Origin of the sequence: Streptomyces sp. NPDC050147 (assembly GCF_040660195.1) — a bacterium.
Taxonomy (GTDB): Bacteria; Actinomycetota; Actinomycetes; order Streptomycetales; family Streptomycetaceae; genus Streptomyces.
In genome coordinates, this window is the sequence record NZ_JBFALJ010000002.1 from 1 (window position 1) to 17,697 (window position 17,697).

General features: G+C 70.5%; 17 protein-coding genes. 10 read left to right on the forward strand and 7 right to left on the reverse strand.

Translation table 11 applies throughout. The features are described from left to right. Window positions 1–373: 373 nt before the first annotated feature. Together AB0I94_RS03680 and AB0I94_RS03685 are read left to right on the forward strand one after the other, a co-directional pair. The gene (locus tag AB0I94_RS03680) at window positions 374–1,039 is read left to right on the forward strand and encodes an RNA polymerase sigma factor (protein WP_363307767.1); all 666 of its coding nucleotides are present in this window, start codon (window positions 374–376) and stop codon (window positions 1,037–1,039) included. Then, window positions 1,039–2,142, forward strand: a complete 1,104-nt coding sequence (locus AB0I94_RS03685; RefSeq protein WP_363307768.1) for a hypothetical protein — start codon at window positions 1,039–1,041, stop codon at window positions 2,140–2,142. Before AB0I94_RS03680 ends, AB0I94_RS03685 begins: the two co-directional genes overlap by 1 nt. A 176-nt stretch (window positions 2,143–2,318) precedes the next feature. On the opposite strand, the gene AB0I94_RS03690 is transcribed toward AB0I94_RS03685, so the two are convergent. Then, window positions 2,319–3,197 (reverse strand): L,D-transpeptidase family protein, encoded by an 879-nt coding sequence (locus AB0I94_RS03690; protein ID WP_363307769.1) that lies wholly within the window; start codon window positions 3,195–3,197, stop codon window positions 2,319–2,321. Between the two features lie 130 nt (window positions 3,198–3,327). On the opposite strand from AB0I94_RS03690, the gene AB0I94_RS03695 reads away from it, so the two are divergent. Beyond that, on the forward strand, window positions 3,328–4,908 hold the full coding sequence (locus tag AB0I94_RS03695; RefSeq protein ID WP_363307770.1) for a methylmalonyl-CoA mutase family protein: 1,581 nt from the start codon (window positions 3,328–3,330) through the stop codon (window positions 4,906–4,908). A gap of 108 nt (window positions 4,909–5,016) precedes the next feature. Then, a complete protein-coding gene (gene leuE, locus AB0I94_RS03700) occupies window positions 5,017–5,670 on the forward strand; it encodes a leucine efflux protein LeuE (RefSeq protein WP_363307771.1) in 654 nt (217 codons plus the stop codon). A 16-nt stretch (window positions 5,671–5,686) separates the two neighbouring features. Here leuE and AB0I94_RS03705 read toward each other — a convergent pair whose 3' ends face one another. After that, window positions 5,687–6,151, reverse strand: coding sequence for a MarR family winged helix-turn-helix transcriptional regulator (locus tag AB0I94_RS03705; protein ID WP_363307772.1), 465 nt, complete (start codon window positions 6,149–6,151; stop codon window positions 5,687–5,689). A 79-nt stretch (window positions 6,152–6,230) separates the two neighbouring features. On the opposite strand from AB0I94_RS03705, the gene AB0I94_RS03710 reads away from it, so the two are divergent. After that, window positions 6,231–6,407 carry a hypothetical protein gene (locus tag AB0I94_RS03710; RefSeq protein WP_363307773.1) on the forward strand — a complete coding sequence of 59 codons (177 nt, stop codon included), beginning with the start codon at window positions 6,231–6,233 and terminating at the stop codon, window positions 6,405–6,407. Here the strand turns inward: AB0I94_RS03710 and AB0I94_RS03715 are convergent. From AB0I94_RS03715 to AB0I94_RS03725, 3 genes are read right to left on the reverse strand one after another with little or no spacing between them, the layout of a single operon-like run. Then, entirely contained in the window at window positions 6,391–7,545 is a 1,155-nt protein-coding gene (locus AB0I94_RS03715; RefSeq protein WP_363307774.1) for an acyltransferase, read from the reverse strand. The two genes, AB0I94_RS03710 and AB0I94_RS03715, sit on opposite strands and share 17 nt — an antisense overlap. Further along, on the reverse strand, window positions 7,542–8,897 hold the full coding sequence (locus AB0I94_RS03720; RefSeq protein WP_363307775.1) for an alpha-2,8-polysialyltransferase family protein: 1,356 nt from the start codon (window positions 8,895–8,897) through the stop codon (window positions 7,542–7,544). Before AB0I94_RS03720 ends, AB0I94_RS03715 begins: the two co-directional genes overlap by 4 nt. Next, complete coding sequence (locus AB0I94_RS03725; protein WP_363307776.1) at window positions 8,897–9,874, reverse strand: glycosyltransferase family 2 protein; 978 nt, start codon at window positions 9,872–9,874, stop codon at window positions 8,897–8,899. Before AB0I94_RS03725 ends, AB0I94_RS03720 begins: the two co-directional genes overlap by 1 nt. Window positions 9,875–10,072: 198 nt before the next feature. Between AB0I94_RS03725 and AB0I94_RS03730 the strand changes: the two genes are divergently transcribed. The 4 genes from AB0I94_RS03730 (at window position 10,073) to AB0I94_RS03745 (ending at window position 14,983) form a co-directional block, all read left to right on the forward strand. After that, entirely contained in the window at window positions 10,073–11,395 is a 1,323-nt protein-coding gene (locus AB0I94_RS03730) for a DUF6716 putative glycosyltransferase (protein ID WP_363307777.1), read from the forward strand. A gap of 53 nt (window positions 11,396–11,448) precedes the next feature. Then, on the forward strand, window positions 11,449–12,735 hold the full coding sequence (locus AB0I94_RS03735; protein ID WP_363307778.1) for an acylneuraminate cytidylyltransferase: 1,287 nt from the start codon (window positions 11,449–11,451) through the stop codon (window positions 12,733–12,735). 14 nt (window positions 12,736–12,749) lie between these two features. After that, complete coding sequence (locus AB0I94_RS03740) at window positions 12,750–13,700, forward strand: N-acetylneuraminate synthase family protein (protein WP_363307779.1); 951 nt, start codon at window positions 12,750–12,752, stop codon at window positions 13,698–13,700. Between the two features lie 80 nt (window positions 13,701–13,780). After that, a complete protein-coding gene (locus tag AB0I94_RS03745; protein ID WP_363307780.1) occupies window positions 13,781–14,983 on the forward strand; it encodes a hypothetical protein in 1,203 nt (400 codons plus the stop codon). On the opposite strand, the gene AB0I94_RS03750 is transcribed toward AB0I94_RS03745, so the two are convergent. Both AB0I94_RS03750 and AB0I94_RS03755 read right to left on the reverse strand, forming a co-directional pair. Beyond that, on the reverse strand, window positions 14,973–15,176 hold the full coding sequence (locus AB0I94_RS03750) for a DUF397 domain-containing protein (protein ID WP_363307781.1): 204 nt from the start codon (window positions 15,174–15,176) through the stop codon (window positions 14,973–14,975). The two genes, AB0I94_RS03745 and AB0I94_RS03750, sit on opposite strands and share 11 nt — an antisense overlap. A 13-nt stretch (window positions 15,177–15,189) precedes the next feature. Next, complete coding sequence (locus AB0I94_RS03755) at window positions 15,190–16,041, reverse strand: helix-turn-helix transcriptional regulator (RefSeq protein ID WP_363307782.1); 852 nt, start codon at window positions 16,039–16,041, stop codon at window positions 15,190–15,192. A gap of 325 nt (window positions 16,042–16,366) precedes the next feature. On the opposite strand from AB0I94_RS03755, the gene AB0I94_RS03760 reads away from it, so the two are divergent. Next, window positions 16,367–16,771, forward strand: a complete 405-nt coding sequence (locus tag AB0I94_RS03760) for an ATP-binding protein (RefSeq protein ID WP_363307783.1) — start codon at window positions 16,367–16,369, stop codon at window positions 16,769–16,771. Window positions 16,772–17,697 lie beyond the last annotated feature (926 nt).

A 17,697-nucleotide genomic window follows, 5' to 3' on the forward strand; every position in this document is an offset into this window, starting at 1 on the left:
CCGTGGTCGGTCACCGCGTGGGCCGATTATAGGGGGCGCGGGGAACTGCGCGACGTTCAGAGAATAGGGGGCCGGGGATCAAAGCCCCGGGGTGGCGGAGCCGCGGAGTGAAACCGCCGGGCCCCCGCCAAGGTGAGCGGCCGGGGTCGCCACCCCCCACAGGAGAGACCCCGGCCGTCACGCGGACGGACCGCAAGCGGCCCGTACTCCCTTCAGCGCCGCGCGTGCGTTTTCTGTCACACCGCGTACTGTCACGCGCTAGTTGCACGTTGTACCAAACATGGACGTGAGCCCACTTCAGCCCGTAGCGTGCTGCTTCGCGCCAGGCTGCGGGGGCAGGACCGCAACCGGTGTAGGCGCATAGGGAGAAGTTGTGCTGGGGGACGACGCGGAACTGACCGCCGCGGTGCTTGCGGCGCAGGACGGGGACGAGACCGCGTTCCGGACTGTGTACCGCGCCGTGCACCCGCGGCTGCTCGGCTACGTACGGACGCTGGTCGGAGACCCGGACGCCGAAGACGTCGCGTCCGAGGCCTGGCTGCAGATAGCCCGTGACCTCGACCGGTTCAGCGGCGACGCCGACCGGTTCCGCGGCTGGGCCGCGCGCATAGCGCGCAACCGCGCCCTCGACCACATCCGCATGCGGGGCCGCCGCCCGGCGATAGGCGGCGACGAGACCGAGCTGACCGGAAAGCCCGGCGAGGCGGACACCGCCGACGAGGCGATGGAGTCCCTCGCCACCGGCGACGCCCTCGCCCTGATAGCCCAGCTCCCGCAGGACCAGGCGGAAGCGGTCGTGCTCCGGGTCGTCGTCGGCCTCGACGCCAAGAGCGCGGCCCAGACCCTCGGCAAGCGCCCCGGCGCCGTCCGCACGGCCGCGCACCGCGGCCTGAAGCGGCTCGCGGAGCTGCTCGGCGCCGAAGGCCCGCCGAACGGGGACGCGCTGGACGCCGTTCCGCCCCAGAGGGAACGGCGCGGGCCTGCCGTGACATCCGCCGGTGTGACGCATTCGCGTATCCGGGCGCAGAAGGACATGTGATGGCCGACGAGGACTACAGGTGGCTGGACCGCGACACGGCGGAGCGTTTGCTGAGCGGTGAGCCCATCGACGGCACCGACCATCACACCCAGGAGCAGGCCGCGCAGTTGGCCAAGGCCCTGGCCGCGCTGACGGCGGACGACCGCGCCGGCGCCGTCGTACCCGCCGACGTCTCATCCGAACTCCCTGGTGAGGCCGCCGCGCTCGCGGCGTTCCGGGAGGCGCGTGGCCCCAAGGCCCGGACGGCTTCTACGCGCGTGGGAGCGGGTGAAACCGTACGTATCGGACGCTCTGCCGCGCTGCCGCCCGTGCGCTGGGCCCGCCCCCTGCGCTACGGCCTCGCCGCCGTGCTCGCCGGCTGCATGATCGGCGGGGTCGCCGTCGCGGCCGGTACGGGCGTGCTGCCCTCACCGTTCGGCGACCGGGAGCAGCCGGGTCCCGCGGCCTCCGCGTCGTCCGTCGCCTCGCCCGAGCCGCTCGCCTCCCCGTCAAAGGAGCCGAGCAGCACCCCGGACGTCGAGCCCGACGATGTCACCACCACCCCCGAAGACCCCTCGCGCGAGCCCGGCAGCAGCGCCCCGACGCAGGAGGCCGAGGACTCCGAGGGCGCGTCGAAGGGCGGCACCGCGGGCACCACGCGGCCCGGCTCCGGGGATTCAGGGCGTGAGAACGAGGCGAATGACTTCCACCGCAAGGTGGTCTCCGCCTGCCGCGACTACCGCAGCGGAGAACTCCAGGGCGAGAAGAGGCGCCGCCTGGAGGAAGCGGCCAAGGGATCCCAGCGGGTGACCGAGTTCTGCGGGCGCGTCCTGGGCGGAACGGGCAGCGACCGCGAGCACAACGGCGGCGGCAGCGACAGTGGCGGCAAAACCGGCGGCAAAACCGGCGGCGGCAACGGCGGCAACGGCGGCAGTGACGACGACGGCGACAAGGGCGGCGGCGGAGACAAGAGCGACGGCGACGGATCATCCGGCGGCGGCAACGACCACGGGGGTCACGAGGGCAGCAGGCCCGCCCCGCCGGTCGTGGCGCCCACGACCCCGCGGTCGACGCCCACACCCACCGCGTCCTACAGCGCGCAGCCTGTACTGCCCGGCTCCTGACCTGCTCAAAGCCCCTGCTCAGCGCAGGTGTGACGTTTTTTGAAGCAGTGACGCAGTAAGAAGTGAGCCGACTGGTCATCGGCCCGCGCACGAGCCAGGGGTTCCCCCCGTACCTTTGGCTCAGTGCCACCAGCGTGGGCGGGAGACGTTCCCCCGATCCCGCCCACGCTGATTAATCACTTGTAGACGACGACCTTGTCGCCCTTCTTGACCTGTGCGAACAGGCTCGCGATCTTCTTCTCGTCCCGCACGTTCACGCAGCCGTGCGAAGCGCCGTTGTAGCCCGTCGCCGCGAAGTCCGACGAATAGTGCACGGCCTGGCCGCCGCTGAAGAACATCGCGTACGGCATGGCGGTGTCGTACAGCGTCGAGACGTGGTGCCGCGACTTCCAGAAGACGGTGAAGGCGCCGTCGCGTGTGGGCGTGTACTGCGAGCCGAAGCGTACGTCCATCGTCGAGACCGCCTTGCCGTCGATCATCCAGGTCAGCGTGCGGCTGGCCTTGCTGATGCACAGCACGCGGCCGGTCAGGCAGCGCTTGTCGGGCTTCGACGCCGGGATGCCGCCGCCGGAGTAGAGCTCGTACTTCGTGGGCTCGCGGGTCATGCCGACCAGTTTCTGCCAGGTGACCGTGTCCGTCGTGCCCGTGCGGGGCAGCCCGCGCTTGCCCTGGAACCCCTTGACCGCGGCGGTCGTGACCGAGCCGTACGTGGCGGAGGGATTCTCGAAGAACCAGGCGATCTGCCGGAGCCGGGCCTGCAGCTCACGGACCTGGCCGCCGCGCTGTCCCGGGGCCAGCAGGGTCTTGGGGGCCGGCTTCGGGATCGGCTTCGGGATCGGCTTCGAGGTCGTCCGCTCGGGCTTCCCCTCGGGCTTTCCGGTCCCGGACGCCCCGTTCCGGCCGTCCGGATTCGTCTTCGTCTTCGTGGGGGAGATCCGGACCGGCTGCGCCTCCCCGCCCGAGTCGACGGCCTGCGCCTTGCATCCCGCCACCAGGGCGACCGTGACCACGGCCCCCACGGCTACCGCACCTCTGCGCACAATGACCCCCGTCATCGCTCTACCGCTCGACAGACTCACCGAGAGTGTTCCCCGCGAGTGACCACCCCTGAACGTTGCCGCATGCTGGTGGGTGACCGCTATACCGGAGAAGTAACGAAGGATCTCTGGCAGGAGGCACAGAGCGATGGCGCGTGAGTCGGAGTCCGGACTGCCCTTCGAGCCCGTGTACGGCCCTGAGGCCCTCGACGGCTGGGACCCCGCGACCAAGCTGGGCGCCCCCGGTGCCTACCCCTTCACGCGCGGCGTCTACCCGTCGATGTACACCGGCCGCCCCTGGACGATGCGCCAGTACGCCGGTTTCGGTACGGCCGTGGAGTCCAACGCCCGCTACCAGCAGCTCATCGCGAACGGTACGACGGGCCTCTCGGTCGCCTTCGACCTGCCGACCCAGATGGGCCACGACTCGGACGCCCCGATCGCCTCGGGCGAGGTCGGCAAGGTGGGCGTCGCGATCGACTCGATCGACGACATGCGGATCCTGTTCGGCGGCATCCCGCTGGACGAGGTGTCGACCTCGATGACGATCAACGCCCCCGCCGCCCTGCTCCTCCTGATGTACCAACTGGTCGCCGAGGAACAGGGAGTCGAGGCACGCGAGCTGACCGGCACGATCCAGAACGACATCCTCAAGGAGTACATCGCCCGCGGCACGTACATCTTCCCGCCCAAGCCGTCCCTGCGCCTGATCGCGGACATCTTCAAGTACTGCCGGACCGAGATCCCGCGGTGGAACACCATCTCCATCTCCGGCTACCACATGGCGGAGGCGGGCGCGACGCCCGCGCAGGAGATCGCCTTCACACTCGCCGACGGCATCGAGTACGTCCGCACGGCCCTCGCCGCGGGAATGGACGTGGACGACTTCGCGCCCCGCCTTTCCTTCTTCTTCGTGGCGCGTACGACGCTCCTGGAGGAGGTCGCCAAGTTCCGTGCCGCGCGCAGGATCTGGGCCCGCGTGATGCGGGAGGAGTTCGGCGCGAAGAACCCCAAGTCGCTGATGCTGCGCTTCCACACGCAGACGGCCGGGGTCCAGCTCACCGCCCAGCAGCCCGAGGTGAACCTGGTCCGCGTCGCGCTCCAGGGCCTGGGCGCGGTGCTTGGCGGCACCCAGTCGCTGCACACGAACTCCTTCGACGAGGCGATCGCGCTGCCGACCGACAAGAGCGCGCGCCTGGCCCTGCGCACGCAGCAGGTTTTGGCGTACGAGACGGACGTGACCGCCACGGTCGATCCGTTCGCCGGGTCGTACGCCGTCGAGAAGATGACGGACGACGTCGAGGCCGCGGCCCTCGGACTCATGGAGCGCGTCGAGGACATGGGCGGCGCGGTGGCCGCCATCGAGAACGGCTTCCAGAAGAACGAGATCGAGCGCAGCGCCTACCGCATCGCCCAGGAGACCGACTCCGGCGAGCGCGTCGTGGTCGGCGTCAACCGCTTCCGGCTGGACACCGAGGAGCCCTACGAACCCCTGCGCGTCGACCCCGCCATCGAGGCCCAGCAGGCGGCCCGCCTCGCGAAGCTGCGGGCGGAGCGCGACCAGGCGGCGGTGGACGCGGCCCTCACCTCGCTGAAGGAAGCGGCGAAGGGCGAGGCCAATGTCCTCTACCCGATGAAGGACGCCCTGCGGGCGCGGGCGACGGTGGGCGAGGTGTGCGACGCGCTGCGGGAGGTGTGGGGGGCGTACGAGCCTTCGGATGTCTTCTGAGGGACCGGACGAGGGGCGCGGGACCGGATGCGGGACCGGTTGGGGGCGAGTGTCCGCTGTGCGGACACCGCATCCCCTATGTCGTACGCGCGTGCGACACTCCGCCCCATGCTGGGTGTCACCGATCTTCCGACCTATCTCGCGGGCCTCGCACTGATCATTCTGCTGCCGGGGCCGAACTCGCTGTACGTGCTCTCCGTCGCCGCGCGCCGCGGCGTACGCACCGGCTATACCGCCGCCGCGGGCGTCTGGTGCGGGGACGCCGTCCTGATGACGCTGTCGGCGGCCGGTGTGGCCTCCCTGCTCCAGGCCAACGCGCTGCTGTTCGGGATCGTGAAGTACGCCGGTGCCGGATATCTGACCTGGCTCGCGGTCGGGATGCTGCGAGCGGCCTGGGGGATGTGGCGGGAGCGGCGGCAGCCGGTGGCCGAGGCGGGCACGAAGGCGCGGGAAGGCGCGGGGGAGCAGCCGTTCCGCAGAGCCCTGGTGATCAGCCTGCTCAATCCGAAGGCCATTCTCTTCTTCATCGCCTTCTTCGTGCAGTTCGTCGACCCGGGGTACGCCTACCCCGCGCTCTCCTTCCTCGTGCTCGGGATCTTCGCCCAGCTGGCGAGCGTCCTCTACCTCACCGCCCTGATATTCAGCGGCACGAAGCTGTCGGCCGCCTTCCGCCGCCGCAAGCGGCTCTCGGCGGGAGCCACTTCGGCGGCGGGCGCGCTGTTCCTCGGCTTCGCGGCGAAGCTGTCGCTCGCCAGTGGGTGAGTGACGGCAGAGGGGCTCAGTGGTGCCAGGCTGATCCGCCCACGTTGTGGATCATGCGCTGGAGCACCTTGAGGGTGCGGACGTACTCCTCGTCCGTGATGCCCTCGTGGATCTCCGCGCGGGTCTTCTGCTGACGTGCGGCGGCGTCCTCCCGGAGCTTGCGCCCCTTGTCGGTGAGGCGGAGGCGGCCTCCGGCGTCCTCGGTGAGCAGGCCGCGGTCGTGCAGAGCTTCGATGTCGTGGTGCAGGGCCCCGTCGCCCACGCTCAGGTAGCCGCGCAGGGTGGCCACCACGGCCGCCTTGTCGCGGCCGTCCTCGGCGATGATCTGGTTCAGGATCCACCACTCGGGCTGGGTGAGTCCGAACTCGGCGAGCATGGTGCGGATGTGGTGGACGACGGATTCGCCCGCGGCCGATGCCCAGTAGCCGATGGGCTGGTCGATGAGGCCTTCGTCGCTGTGGGAGTACGTGAAAGTTTCCATGCCCAGAACGTAGAACCTCAAGCTTGATTGAGGTCAACTGCCGGTCGGCGTCCGGTGCGAGAAACGTAGTCTTGCCCCCATGAACGAAGGCGAGACGTTGGAACGGCTGGTCCAGGAGCTTGCGGACGCCATGGGGGAGGCCGAGGTCCTCATGGGCGAGGCGATGGACGTGGCCCGCGCGGTGGCGGCGGACGACACCGCCGACACCACCGCCGACACCGCCACCGATACCGGGAGCGCTACTTCCGGCTCATGAGCCCGTTCCGGATCAGCGGCGTGAGCCGCTCCTCGACGAAACGATTCAGCAGCCATGCGAGCAACAGCATGGCCGCGATCGTCAGGCCGAAGGTCGCGTACGAGGGCAGCCCGAGCCCCCGGTGCAGCGCGCCCACCGTCACCCACCCCAGGTGCTCGTGCACCAGGTAGAACGGGTACGTCAGGGCGCCCGCCACCGTCAGCCACTTCCAGTCGACCCGGTGCAGCGCGCCGAGCGCGATCAGCAGGACCGCCGCGAAGCCCGCCGTCACGACCGCGATGATGCCGAAGGACGTGCGGTAGGAGAAGAAGTCGGGGTTCGGCGCGTGCCACAGGCCCGAGACCGCGTAGTGCTGGCCGATCAGCCAGCTCACCCCCACGATGCCCCAGGCGGTGAGGTCCTTGCGGTCGCGGTGGACGAGGTAGATGCCGATGCCGCCGATGAAGAAGGGGGCGTACTCGGGCATGAGGACGAGGTCGAGCAGCGGCTCGTTCGCACCCTCCGCGATGACCGCGGCCAGGGTCCACACCGCGCAGAACAGGATCACGCGGGCCCGGTTCGCGCCCGGCATGACGACGAAGAGGGCGAAAAGGGCGTAGAAGCGCAGCTCGGCCCAGAGCGTCCAGCAGACTCCGAGCACCCGGTCCACGCCCAGCGGTTGCTGGAGCATGGTCAGGTTGACCAGGGCGTCGCTCGGCGAGACCGCCTTGTACGCCACGACGGGCAGCGCGAAGACCACCGTCACCAGGATGATCGCGGCCCAGTACGAGGGCAGGAGCCGCGAGGCGCGTGAGGCGAAGAACGCGCGCAGCGGGCGGCCCCAGCCGCTCATGCAGATCACGAAGCCGCTGATCACGAAGAAGATCTGCACGCCCAGACAGCCGTACGCGAACCAGCTGTGCGCCGTGGGGAACTGAAGGCTCGGCGAGCTTCCCCAGGCCTCGCTTATCTCGCCGTCACGTCCGCCGTAGTGGTAGGCGGCGACCATCAGGGCCGCGATGAGCCGAAGCCCGTCCAGGGCTCTGAGGCGGGGGCGCGCACGCCTGACCGCCGGAGGGGCCGTGATCGTACGCGTGAGGGGGTCGGCTGCGTCCCGCTCCGGGATGTGCTTCGGGAGCGTGGTTCCGGGAGAGGTCATCCGAGTGCGGTCCGCTTGATGGTGCGCTTGACCGAACGGGCGCGGCGCGCGACCCGGCGTACGGCCGCGTTGCGCGGGATGAACGAGAGCTGCGAGGGCAGCGCTCCGGGCAGGGCGAGGGCCGTGAGGCGGCGCCGCTTGAAGTAGCGCCAGGTGTGCGGGGTCAGGTGCGTCGAGAGGTACCGCTCGGCGGCGGCGCGGCGGCGCGGATAGATCTGCGGCTGCATGGCGAAGCCGACGGCGACGAGCAGCTCGCCCAGGTCGGCGACCGGCATGCCGGGCTGCCGGCCGGTGACCGCGCCCTTGTCGGCGAGGTCGGGGATCAGCGCGTCCACGATGGTGACCGGGACGCGGTTGCTGTTCTGGTAGGGCGCGAGCCGCTCCAGGAGCGTCTCGGTGCCGGTGCGGGCGACCGGCAGGTTGTAGAGCGCGGAGGCGGTGAGCAGCGCGGTCGAGAAGCAGCCGATGACGAGCGCGGGACGCATCCGCTGGTACAGGACCTCGGCCAGGACGGGCGAGTCGAGGACGGTCAGCTCGACGCCGATCGCCTCCGCCTCCTTCTCGAGCATCCGCGACCAGCGGGCGGGGGCGGTCGGATGCGGCTTGAACACCACGCGCGTATGGCCGAGTGCGGCGGCGCCGCGCACCATGCGTACGTGCAGCTCCTCCTCTTCCTCGGCGGTCAGGATGGAGAGAGCGGAGAGGTACTGGCCAAGGAGCAGGGCGGGTTCGTGCAGGTCGGGCAGCTCGTACTCTCCGGCGGCGTCGGCGAGGCGGTCCAGCACCTTCACGAACGCCTCGGTCGGCACGATCTCCGGCTCCACGCCGAACTCGGTCAGGAGCAGCGGGGTCAGCCCCGGCACCAGGTCCAGGTGCAGCAGGCGGCGCACGCGCGTGCCGACCAGCGGGTCGATCTTGTTGCGGGTCGGGCCGTAGCTCATCAGGCCGTCCGCGTAGACGTCCACGGGCGCGCCCGTGAAGATCTGCGCGAGGGCCAGAGCCGGGTTGACCTGGATCGACTCGACCGCCAGCTCGATGTCGTCGTCACCGAGGCCCCACAGGAGCCGGATGTACCGCTCCCACATCGGGATGTCGTCCGACCGCGGGGCCCAACCGCCCGGGTGAAAAGGGGAGATGGCCTCGTTCCAGGACCGTACGTCGTCGAACCGGTCCCGAAGGCGCTCAAAACCCGGCATCTCGTCGACGGCGACCGTCGTCTCCGGCGTCGCCGCGTTGTTGCTGATGAGCAGCAGCCGCCGGTCGGCGGGACCGAAGCGGTCGGCGTCGATCGCGGCGGCCAGCGTGGCGGTGCCGTACAGCGTGGACGCGAGGAAGATCTGCGTCGTCGCCATTACGCGGCCACCTCCGCCGACACCGGGCGCCGGCGAAGGCGGCGAAGGCGGGTCGCCCGCTGTATGTCCATGGAGTCGAGGGCGTCGTCGAGAACGCCCTGCGGCATCCGCTTCAGGGCGGCCGCACTCAGTGACTTCAATTTCCGCGCCACTTGTGGCTCGAACCTTTCGATGGATCCCAGATGGTGGGAAATGATCGCGCAGTAAGTACGGACTGCCTTCGGCAGGAGCGTGTCCGCGTCCCGGTCCTCCGCTGTTTCACGGACCACCTGGTCGAATGCCCGGATGAAATCGAGCTGTCGTACGTCGCCGATCTGTGTCAGCGACGACGCGACCCCCCGCCGGTAGAACACGCCGAGAAGGCCCACCGCGGCGAAGGATTCCGCCTCGCGGTGCAGGCGCCAGATCCAGGGCCGGTCCTCCGCGGTGCGCAGACCGTCCGTGAAGTGCAGCAGGCCCTGGTCGGCCAGGCGCCGGTGGTAGATGCCCGCCCAGGCGTAGGCGTAGTCGACGGACGTCGACCGGTCGGCGGGCAGGATGACGTCACGCGGCGGCATGACGACACCGCGTCTGCCGTGCGGGACACGGTGGATGGAGCGGGCCCGAGCGGTGCACTGCACATGGTCGGTACGCACGAAGTCGCAGCCCAACTGCTCGATGGACGCGACGAGTTGCGCGTAGTAACCGGGGGCGAGCCAGTCGTCACCGTCAAGGAAGGTGAGGTACTCGCCGCGCGCCGCGTCAAGGCCCGTGTTGCGGGCGGTCGCCAGACCGCCGTTCGTCTCGTGTCTGAGATGGACGGCGCCGGGCAGCTCGCGCGCGGCACGCTCCAGGATCTCTGGAGTCTCATCCTTCGAACAGTCGTCGACGAGAATGAATTCGAAGTCTTCGCGTGCGTTCGCCCGCAGACTCCTCAAGGTGTCGGGCGCGTATTGCTGCACGTTGTAGAACGGCACGATGACGGAGAGCTTAACCACGTGGGTGACGTTAGGTGTCGGCCCGGCATTCGTCTTGGCCGAAGGTGAGATGCCAGGTGAACGACGCATGGCGGAATGGTTAACCTGGCTGCTGACCGGCGTTTTCCCGGGCTGATTCGCCATTCGTCGGCGCGCTGTTAACCGTTTGTTGCACCTGAGTTGGGCCGCCAATCTCAATGCCTTCCTAGCGTCCTTCCTGTGCCAATAAGCAACAGCGGGACGACACGGATCACCGTGCTCGCCGACTCCGACACCCGGTGGAAATGGGGTGCGCTCACCGCGAGCCGCCTCACCGGTGAGGGAGCGGACACACGCCTCGACGGACGCCTCCTGCGGGGTCGGGCCACGCCCACCGTCCGGCAGCTCGAAGAGGTCGGGGTGCGCGCGGACTCGCTCCGCGAGGTCACCGCCGTCGAGTTCCTGCGCGAGGTGGAGCGCGACGCGCCCGACGTGATCGTGCTCGCCCTCGTGGGCGGCGCGGCCCAGGCGATGCTGCACGGGCTGGCCCGTACAGCCGCGGCCTCCGACCGGCGCCGCCCCGTGATCGTCACCGGTTATGTCGGCGTCGTCTACGAGAAGCTCGCCGACGGCCTGCTCCTGCGGCACGGCGCGGACGTCGTCCTCGCCAACTCACGGCAGGACGCGGAGCGTTTCCGCGCCGTGTACGAGGGAGTGGGCGCCGACGCGACGGGCGTCGTGGAGAGCGCGCTGCCGTTCCTCGGCGGTGCTGCCCATCTCGAAAAGGGCCAGAAGCACGACCCGTACACGGTCGTCTTCGCCGCGCAGCCCTCCGTGCCCGACAGCCGCGCACACCGGACGTACCTGCTGCGCCGCATGGTGCAGCACGCACGGCTCCACCCGGACCGCGAGGTCCTGATCAAACTGCGCAGCAAGCCCGGCGAACACACCACGCACATCGAGGAACTGCCCTACCAGAAGCTCGCCAAGGGCGAGGACCTGCCGCCCAACTGCCGCCTCGTGTACGGGAACATGGGCGAGGTCCTCGACCGTACCGACCTGCTCGTCACCGTCAGCTCCACCGCTGCGCTCGAATCCCTGCACCGCCGCATCCCCACCGCGGTCCTCACCGACCTCGGGGTGCGCGAGGCGCTCGGCAACCACCACTTCATCGGCTCCGGATGCCTGGCCTCCTGGGACGAGATCGACGCGGGGCACAGCCCCGAGGCCGCTCCGGAGTGGGTCGCACGGCAGGGCGTCGCGCCCGACGGAACGTACGAGACGGCGTTCGACGCGGCACGCGAGCGCGTCGCGAGCCTGCTCGCGCAGGACCAGCTGCCGCCCATCACGCCGTACTACAACCTCGTCACCGCCCCCGGATACCTCCCCGGCATCCTGGCCCGCCACCACCTCGGCCCGGACGGCGCCCCGCTGCCCGGAGCGCCCGCCGCGGACCGCGAGCCGGGACCCGTGCGCCAGGCCGTCCGCAGCGCGGCACGCGGCGCCTACCGGCACGGGGTGCAGCGCGTGGCCCCCGTCATCCGGCGGATGGGCGAGCTGTGATCCCGCCGCAGGGCCGCCCCTCCCCCCGTCACGGCATCCCCCAAGGAGCCCCCATGTCCCACCCCCACCCAGAGGGAACCCCAACGCGCCGCGTCCTGGCCGTCATCCCGGCCCGCGGCGGCTCCAAGGGCGTGCCCGCCAAGAACCTCGCCCCGGTCGGCGGCGTGCCCCTGGTGGCGCGCGCCATCCGCGAGTGCCTGGCCGCGCGGCTCGTCACGGACGTCGTCGTCTCCACGGACGACCACGTGATCGCCGAGGCCGCGCGCTCGGCCGGCGCCGAGGTGGTCCTGCGGCCCGCGGCGATCGCGGGGGACACCGCGACCAGCGAAGCCGCGGTCCTGCACGCCATGGACGCGCACGAGGCGCTGCACGGCACCTCCGTGGACGTCGTCCTGCTCGTGCAGTGCACCAGCCCCTTCATCGTCCGCGAGGACGTCGACGGCGTGGTCGGCTCGATCGTCGACGGCGGCGCGGACACCGCGCTGACCGTCGCGCCCTTCCACGGCTTCGTGTGGCGGGACGCCGACGACGAGCCCAAGGCCCTGGACGCGCGCCGCACCGGCGAGATGGGCGGCACCACGAAGGTCGCCAACGCGACCGCCACGGACGGCGGCTACGGCGTCAACCACGACAAGTCCTTCCGCCCGCGCCGCCAGGACCGCCCCCAGGACCTCCTGGAGACGGGCGCGGTCTACGCCATGGACGTGGCCGGCTTCCGCGAGCACAAGCACCGCTTCTTCGGCCGCACGGAACTGGTCCGCACGGACCCCGCACGCGTCCTGGAGATCGACGACCCGCACGACCTCGCCCGCGCGCGGGCGCTCGCGCCGCTCTTCGACTCCGGCCGGGCCGACGCCCTTCCGACCCGCGACGACATCGACGCGGTCGTACTCGACTTCGACGGCACCCAGACCGACGACAGGGTGCTGATCGACTCCGAAGGACGGGAGTTCGTCTCCGTGCACCGCGGGGACGGCCTCGGCATCGCGGCCCTGCGTGACGCGGGCATCCCGCTGCTGATCCTGTCCACGGAACAGAACCCGGTCGTCGCCGCGCGGGCCCGGAAGCTGAGGCTTCCCGTCCTGCACGGCATCGACCGCAAGGACCTCGCACTCAAGCAGTGGTGCGAGGAGCAGGGCATCGCTCCCGAGCGCGTGCTCTACGTCGGCAACGACGTCAATGACCTCCCGTGCTTCGGCCTTGTCGGCTGGCCCGTGGCGGTCGCGAGCGCCCACGACGTCGTGCGCGGCGCCGCACGCGCGGTCACCGCTCTCCCCGGTGGTGACGGCGCGATCCGAGAGATCGCCGCATGGATCCTCGGCCCCTCCCTCAACAAGTAAGGAACGTTCCTGCCATGAGCTCTACGATCTCCAACTCCCGTCTGCGCACCTTCGGTTCGAAGACGGCCGGACCCGGCCGGCCCGTGTACATCACCGGTGAGATCGGCATCAACCACAACGGCGAGCTCGACAACGCCCTCGCCCTGATCGACGTGGCCGCCGACGCCGGCTGCGACGCGGTCAAGTTCCAGAAGCGCACCCCGGAGATCTGCACCCCGCGCGACCAGTGGGACATCGAGCGCGACACCCCCTGGGGCCGGATGACGTACATCGACTACCGCCACCGCGTGGAGTTCGGCGAGTCCGAGTACCAGGCCATCACCGAGCACTGCAAGAAGCGCGGCATCGACTGGTTCGCGTCCCCGTGGGACACCGAGGCCGTCGCCTTCCTGGAGAAGTTCGACCTGCCCGCCCACAAGGTCGCCTCCGCCTCCCTCACGGACGACGAGCTGCTGCGCGCCCTGCGCGCCACGGGCCGCACGGTCATCCTCTCGACGGGCATGTCGACCCCGAAGCAGATCCGCCACGCGGTGGAGGTGCTCGGCTCCGACAACATCCTGATGTGCCACGCCACGTCGACGTACCCGGCGCAGGCCGAGGAGCTGAACCTCCGCGTCATCAACACCCTCCAGGCGGAGTACCCGAACGTCCCGATCGGCTACTCCGGCCACGAGACGGGCCTGCAGACCACGCTGGCCGCGGTCGCGCTCGGCGCCACGTTCGTGGAGCGCCACATCACCCTCGACCGCGCCATGTGGGGCTCGGACCAGGCCGCGTCGGTGGAGCCCCAGGGCCTCACGCGCCTCGTCCGCGACATCCGCACCATCGAGGCCTCCCTCGGTGACGGCGTCAAGAAGGTCTACGAGTCGGAGCTCGGGCCGATGAAGAAGCTGCGCCGCGTCGCGGGCGTCGTCGCCGAGGCCGACGCGGCCGAGTCGGCCGACCGCGAGCCGGTCGCGGTCTGAGCGACGAGCCGACGCTCCCGCTCTTACCGGGGCCTGTCACCGGGCCCCTCTCAACAAGGACAGGACACGGTCATACGACGATGAGCCCCCGACCCGGGCCGACGGCCCCCACCGCTGCGGCGCCCACCACCCTGGCGTTCGTAGAGAGCCCTGTGCAGCTCCTCAACGTCCTTGAGTGGGCGCATTCGGCAGGGGCGATCGGTCCGGCCGGTCCGGCTGGTCCGGCTGGTCCGGCCGGTCAGGCCGGTCAGGCCGGTCAGGCCGGTCAGGCTGGTCCGGCTGGTCACGCCGGTCAGGCCGGGGGGCTCACCGTCGTCGTCCTCTCCCCGAACGACCCCATGACCCGAGGCCAGCTGCGCCGCATGGCCCAGCTGGCCCGTGACGAGGGCCTGAACGTCCGCTGGGAGGAGGCGCGCGGCGGCGCGGCTGCTCCCTTCCAGACCATCGGCGGCCTGACGGGCGCGCTGCGGGCGGCCGACCGGATCGTGATCGGTGACCCGTTCTCACGCTACGTACAACTGCTCCTGACGATCACGCGGGCCCGCTCGCTGGTGGTCGTGGACGACGGCACGGCGACGATGGAGTTCATCTCCCAATTGGCGGCGGGCGAACGCCTGGTGCGCTGGCACCGCCGCGGTGGTCGCCCCGGCATACGAGACCTGGCCTTCGCCCCGGTCTCCGCCTCCGCCCGCCGCCGCCTGACGCCCGGCGGCAAGCGGACGGTGGAGGTCTTCTCCTCCATGCCGATCGAGAAGGCGCCTCAGGGGGTGCGGGTGACGGCCAACACCTTCGCCTGGACGCGGGACCGCTTCGGCCCGCCGCGGGTGTCGAAGGGCGCGGACCTGGTGGGTACGTCGCTGGTGGAGACGGGCGTGGTGGACCTCGACCGCTACGTGGAAGCGGTCCGCTCCTTGTCCCGCGCGCACGGCGCGACACGTTATTTCGCCCACCGCCGCGAAAGCTCCGAGAAACTGCACCGCCTGGCGGTGGAGACCGGCCTACAGGTGGTCCGCCCGGACCTCCCCCTGGAACTGATCGCCCGCAGGGGCCCGATCGGCCGGACGATCCTGAGCTTCCCGTCAACGGTGGTCCACACCCTGCCCCTGGCCCTGGCGGGCACGGAGGTCCGGGTCGCGGTCTGCGACATCGACCCGGCGTGGCTGACGGAGAACGCCTCGCCGCGGGCGCAGGGTTTCCTGTCGGGGGTCACGGGCACGGCCCGCGACGTACACCGCCTGGCTTCGGTGGCCTCCGCGACGCAGGGGGTCGCGGCTACGGCGTGATGCCGGGGCCGTTCGCCTTGATCGCCGCGATGAGGTGGGCGAGTTGGGGGCGGGCGGTGGTGAGGATCTCCTCCGGGGTGTCGCTCTCCCGGAGGTGGATGGTGTTCTGGGGGCCGGGGGCTATGTATACGCAGGAGGAGGCCTCGGAGCTGTACGAGGACTTCTGCCAGGCGGCGGTCGGTTCAATGGGCATGTGGCAGGGCCCTTCAGGCTTGTCGGGCGGTGCGCTGGATGAGGTCGCGTGACTCATCGGCAGGCAGGGCGAGCTTTTCGAGTCGGTTCAGGACAGTCGCGTAGCGTTCCAACTGGGCTGCGGCGTCGATGAATTCGCTCCCATGTTCAGTATCCATCTGTACGGTGTCGAGCTGGGCGACAGGGCCGCTCGCGTAGTCGATGCCTTGCCCCGACCCCGGAAACGCACCCCGCCCGAAGGGGATGATCAGGATGCTGACGTGGTCGAGTCTGCTCATCTCCACGAGGTGTGAGAGCTGTTCCGTGGCCACAGCAGGGCCTCCGACGTCCATGCGGAGCGCGGCCTCGTGTATGAGGGCGGTATAGCGGAGTGGAGCATCCCCGTACAGCACCGCTTGGCGTTTGATCCGGTACGAGAGCCGGTGCTCGACCTCATGGGGGAGCAGCGGAGGCACCGCGTCGCCGAAGAGTGCGCGAGCGTGCTGGGGGGTCTGCAGGAGCCCCGGGATGTGCAGTGCCTGGGCCACGCGGAGTGCGGCGGCGTGATGCTCCAGCTCGGCGAGGTCCAGCACGGCGTTCGGGAGCTGCCCCCGGTACTCCTCCCACCAACCACGGGTGCGACCGCCTGTCATCTCGGCGAGGGCGTTGATCAAAGCCTCGTCCGTGCAGGCGTAGTTGCGGGACATGGCGCGAACGCGGTCGGCGCCCACGGCGTACCGGCCTGCCTCGATATTGCTGATACGTGACTGGTTGACGCCCAGCAGGGCCGCGGCCTGGACGGTGGAGAGCCCGGCGCGGTCACGGAGTTTCCGCAGTTCCGAGCCGAGCCGCTGCTGGCGCAGCGTGGGTGTCTTGCTGGACGGCATCAATCTCCCTTCAGGGCGGGCGCGGAGCCGCCGGGTCACTCACACGAGTGGCTATGGCCTCCCTTTCCATCTATCGATGGAATATAGGCCATCAGTGGGCCTACCGTGAGACGCGTACCGCTCCGACTGCCCTGTGCCGTAAGGCGGAAGCGCACCGCACGCCCGCAAGGGCGCGCGGCACTGCCACCGCCGAGGCGAGGCTGCCGAGCCAGCCCCACGCGCAAGGCGTACCGCACAACGCCCGGAGGCACGCATGGTCACCGTCACGCTAACTCCACCCACCCCCAATCCAGCCGCACCGAAAGTCTGGTCGTACGCCCTCCACTTGCCCCACGATCCCCGCGCGCCCCGCATCGCGCGGCAGACGCTGCGGGCGGTGTTGTCCGGGTACGGACTCGGAGAGCTGGCGGACGCGTCTGAACTCCTGACCTCGGAGCTGGTGACGAACGCCTACCGGCATACGGAAGGACCCGCCGCGCTACGCCTCCGGGGCCTGCCCGGCGGGCGGGGCGTACGGGTGGGCGTATGGGACACCGACCCGCACATCCCACCCCCTTTCACCTGCCCACCCGCAGGCCTGCCGCCCCTCGCGGAGGGGGCCGAGGGCGGCCGGGGGCTGCGCCTGGTGGCGCAGTGGGCGACAGCGTGGGGCGGCTTCCCCCTGGGCGATGACTTGTTCGGCCAGCGGGGGAAGGTGCTGTGGGTCGAGTGCCGTTGCCCGGCGGGGTGAGCGGGGGCGTTGCTGGGCCTGTGGTGGTGTTGGCACCGGGGCCGCCCGGTTGTCCCGAGGTTGGCGGTTCCGGGCCGGGCGTCAAGGGCGCTCCTGCGTCGCGTCGGCTGCGCCGATTCCGCTGCGCTCCACCCTTGACACCCGCCCCTCCACCGCGCGAGGGAAGACGACCGGACGGCCCAAGGGGCGGGACTCTCGACCACTCCCGGCTACTCACCCGGCTTCACTGCCGACTGCGGACCGGATCTTCCAGGGTGGCCGTCACGGGAGAAGGGCGGGCGCCCGGTCCGCAACTGGCCCGGGGATGGGCGCCGGTCTCGTCAAGCGGCTGCCTGCCGGACGGGGCCGGCGCATGTAGCTGACAACTCCCGAGAGCGAGGGGGGTCCGGCACCTAATTCCGAGAAGGCGCATTACGCAACGCGTGCGCCCCCTTCTGCAAGAACACAACTTTGCCAAAGTAGGTGCACCGCGCGGATGGCAGGGGATTGGCAGGGGATTGGCAGGAAAATCCCGCCAATCCCACCCGTCTGAGCGTCGTGGGTGGAACTTTCTTGCGAACTGCCCCTCGCGCACCTTGTCCGTGACGCCCACGCCAGAAGATCCGGTCCGCACCCGCTTGACGAGACCGTCACCCGTTCCCGGGCCGACCGCGCACCACTCCACCCCCGAGCGCCCTGCGACGGACTAGTCCGCACTCGGCACGGAACCCCAAGAAGGTGACGGGCCTGGTCGAGAGTCCCGCCCCTCGGGCCGTCCGGTCGTCTTCCCTCGCGCGGTGGAGGGACGGGTGTCAAGGGTGGAGCGCAGCGGAATCGGCGCAGCCGACGCGTAGCGCAGCGAAGCGCCCTTTACACCCGGCCCGGAACCGCCAACCTCGGGACAACCGGGCGGCCCCGGTGCCAACCGAAGCAACAGGCCCAGCAAC

Bases quoted from the DNA above. Each gene is read 5' to 3' on its own strand.
- AB0I94_RS03685 (WP_363307768.1), top strand. From the start codon at position 1,039: ATGGCCGACGAGGACTACAGGTGGCTGGACCGCGACACGGCGGAGCGT.
- AB0I94_RS03690 (WP_363307769.1), bottom strand. From the start codon at position 3,197: ATGACGGGGGTCATTGTGCGCAGAGGTGCGGTAGCCGTGGGGGCCGTG.
- AB0I94_RS03695 (WP_363307770.1), top strand. From the start codon at position 3,328: ATGGCGCGTGAGTCGGAGTCCGGACTGCCCTTCGAGCCCGTGTACGGC.
- leuE (WP_363307771.1), top strand. From the start codon at position 5,017: ATGCTGGGTGTCACCGATCTTCCGACCTATCTCGCGGGCCTCGCACTG.
- AB0I94_RS03705 (WP_363307772.1), bottom strand. From the start codon at position 6,151: ATGGAAACTTTCACGTACTCCCACAGCGACGAAGGCCTCATCGACCAG.
- AB0I94_RS03710 (WP_363307773.1), top strand. From the start codon at position 6,231: ATGAACGAAGGCGAGACGTTGGAACGGCTGGTCCAGGAGCTTGCGGAC.
- AB0I94_RS03715 (WP_363307774.1), bottom strand. From the start codon at position 7,545: ATGACCTCTCCCGGAACCACGCTCCCGAAGCACATCCCGGAGCGGGAC.
- AB0I94_RS03720 (WP_363307775.1), bottom strand. From the start codon at position 8,897: ATGGCGACGACGCAGATCTTCCTCGCGTCCACGCTGTACGGCACCGCC.
- AB0I94_RS03735 (WP_363307778.1), top strand. From the start codon at position 11,449: ATGTCCCACCCCCACCCAGAGGGAACCCCAACGCGCCGCGTCCTGGCC.
- AB0I94_RS03740 (WP_363307779.1), top strand. From the start codon at position 12,750: ATGAGCTCTACGATCTCCAACTCCCGTCTGCGCACCTTCGGTTCGAAG.
- AB0I94_RS03745 (WP_363307780.1), top strand. From the start codon at position 13,781: ATGAGCCCCCGACCCGGGCCGACGGCCCCCACCGCTGCGGCGCCCACC.
- AB0I94_RS03750 (WP_363307781.1), bottom strand. From the start codon at position 15,176: ATGCCCATTGAACCGACCGCCGCCTGGCAGAAGTCCTCGTACAGCTCC.
- AB0I94_RS03755 (WP_363307782.1), bottom strand. From the start codon at position 16,041: ATGCCGTCCAGCAAGACACCCACGCTGCGCCAGCAGCGGCTCGGCTCG.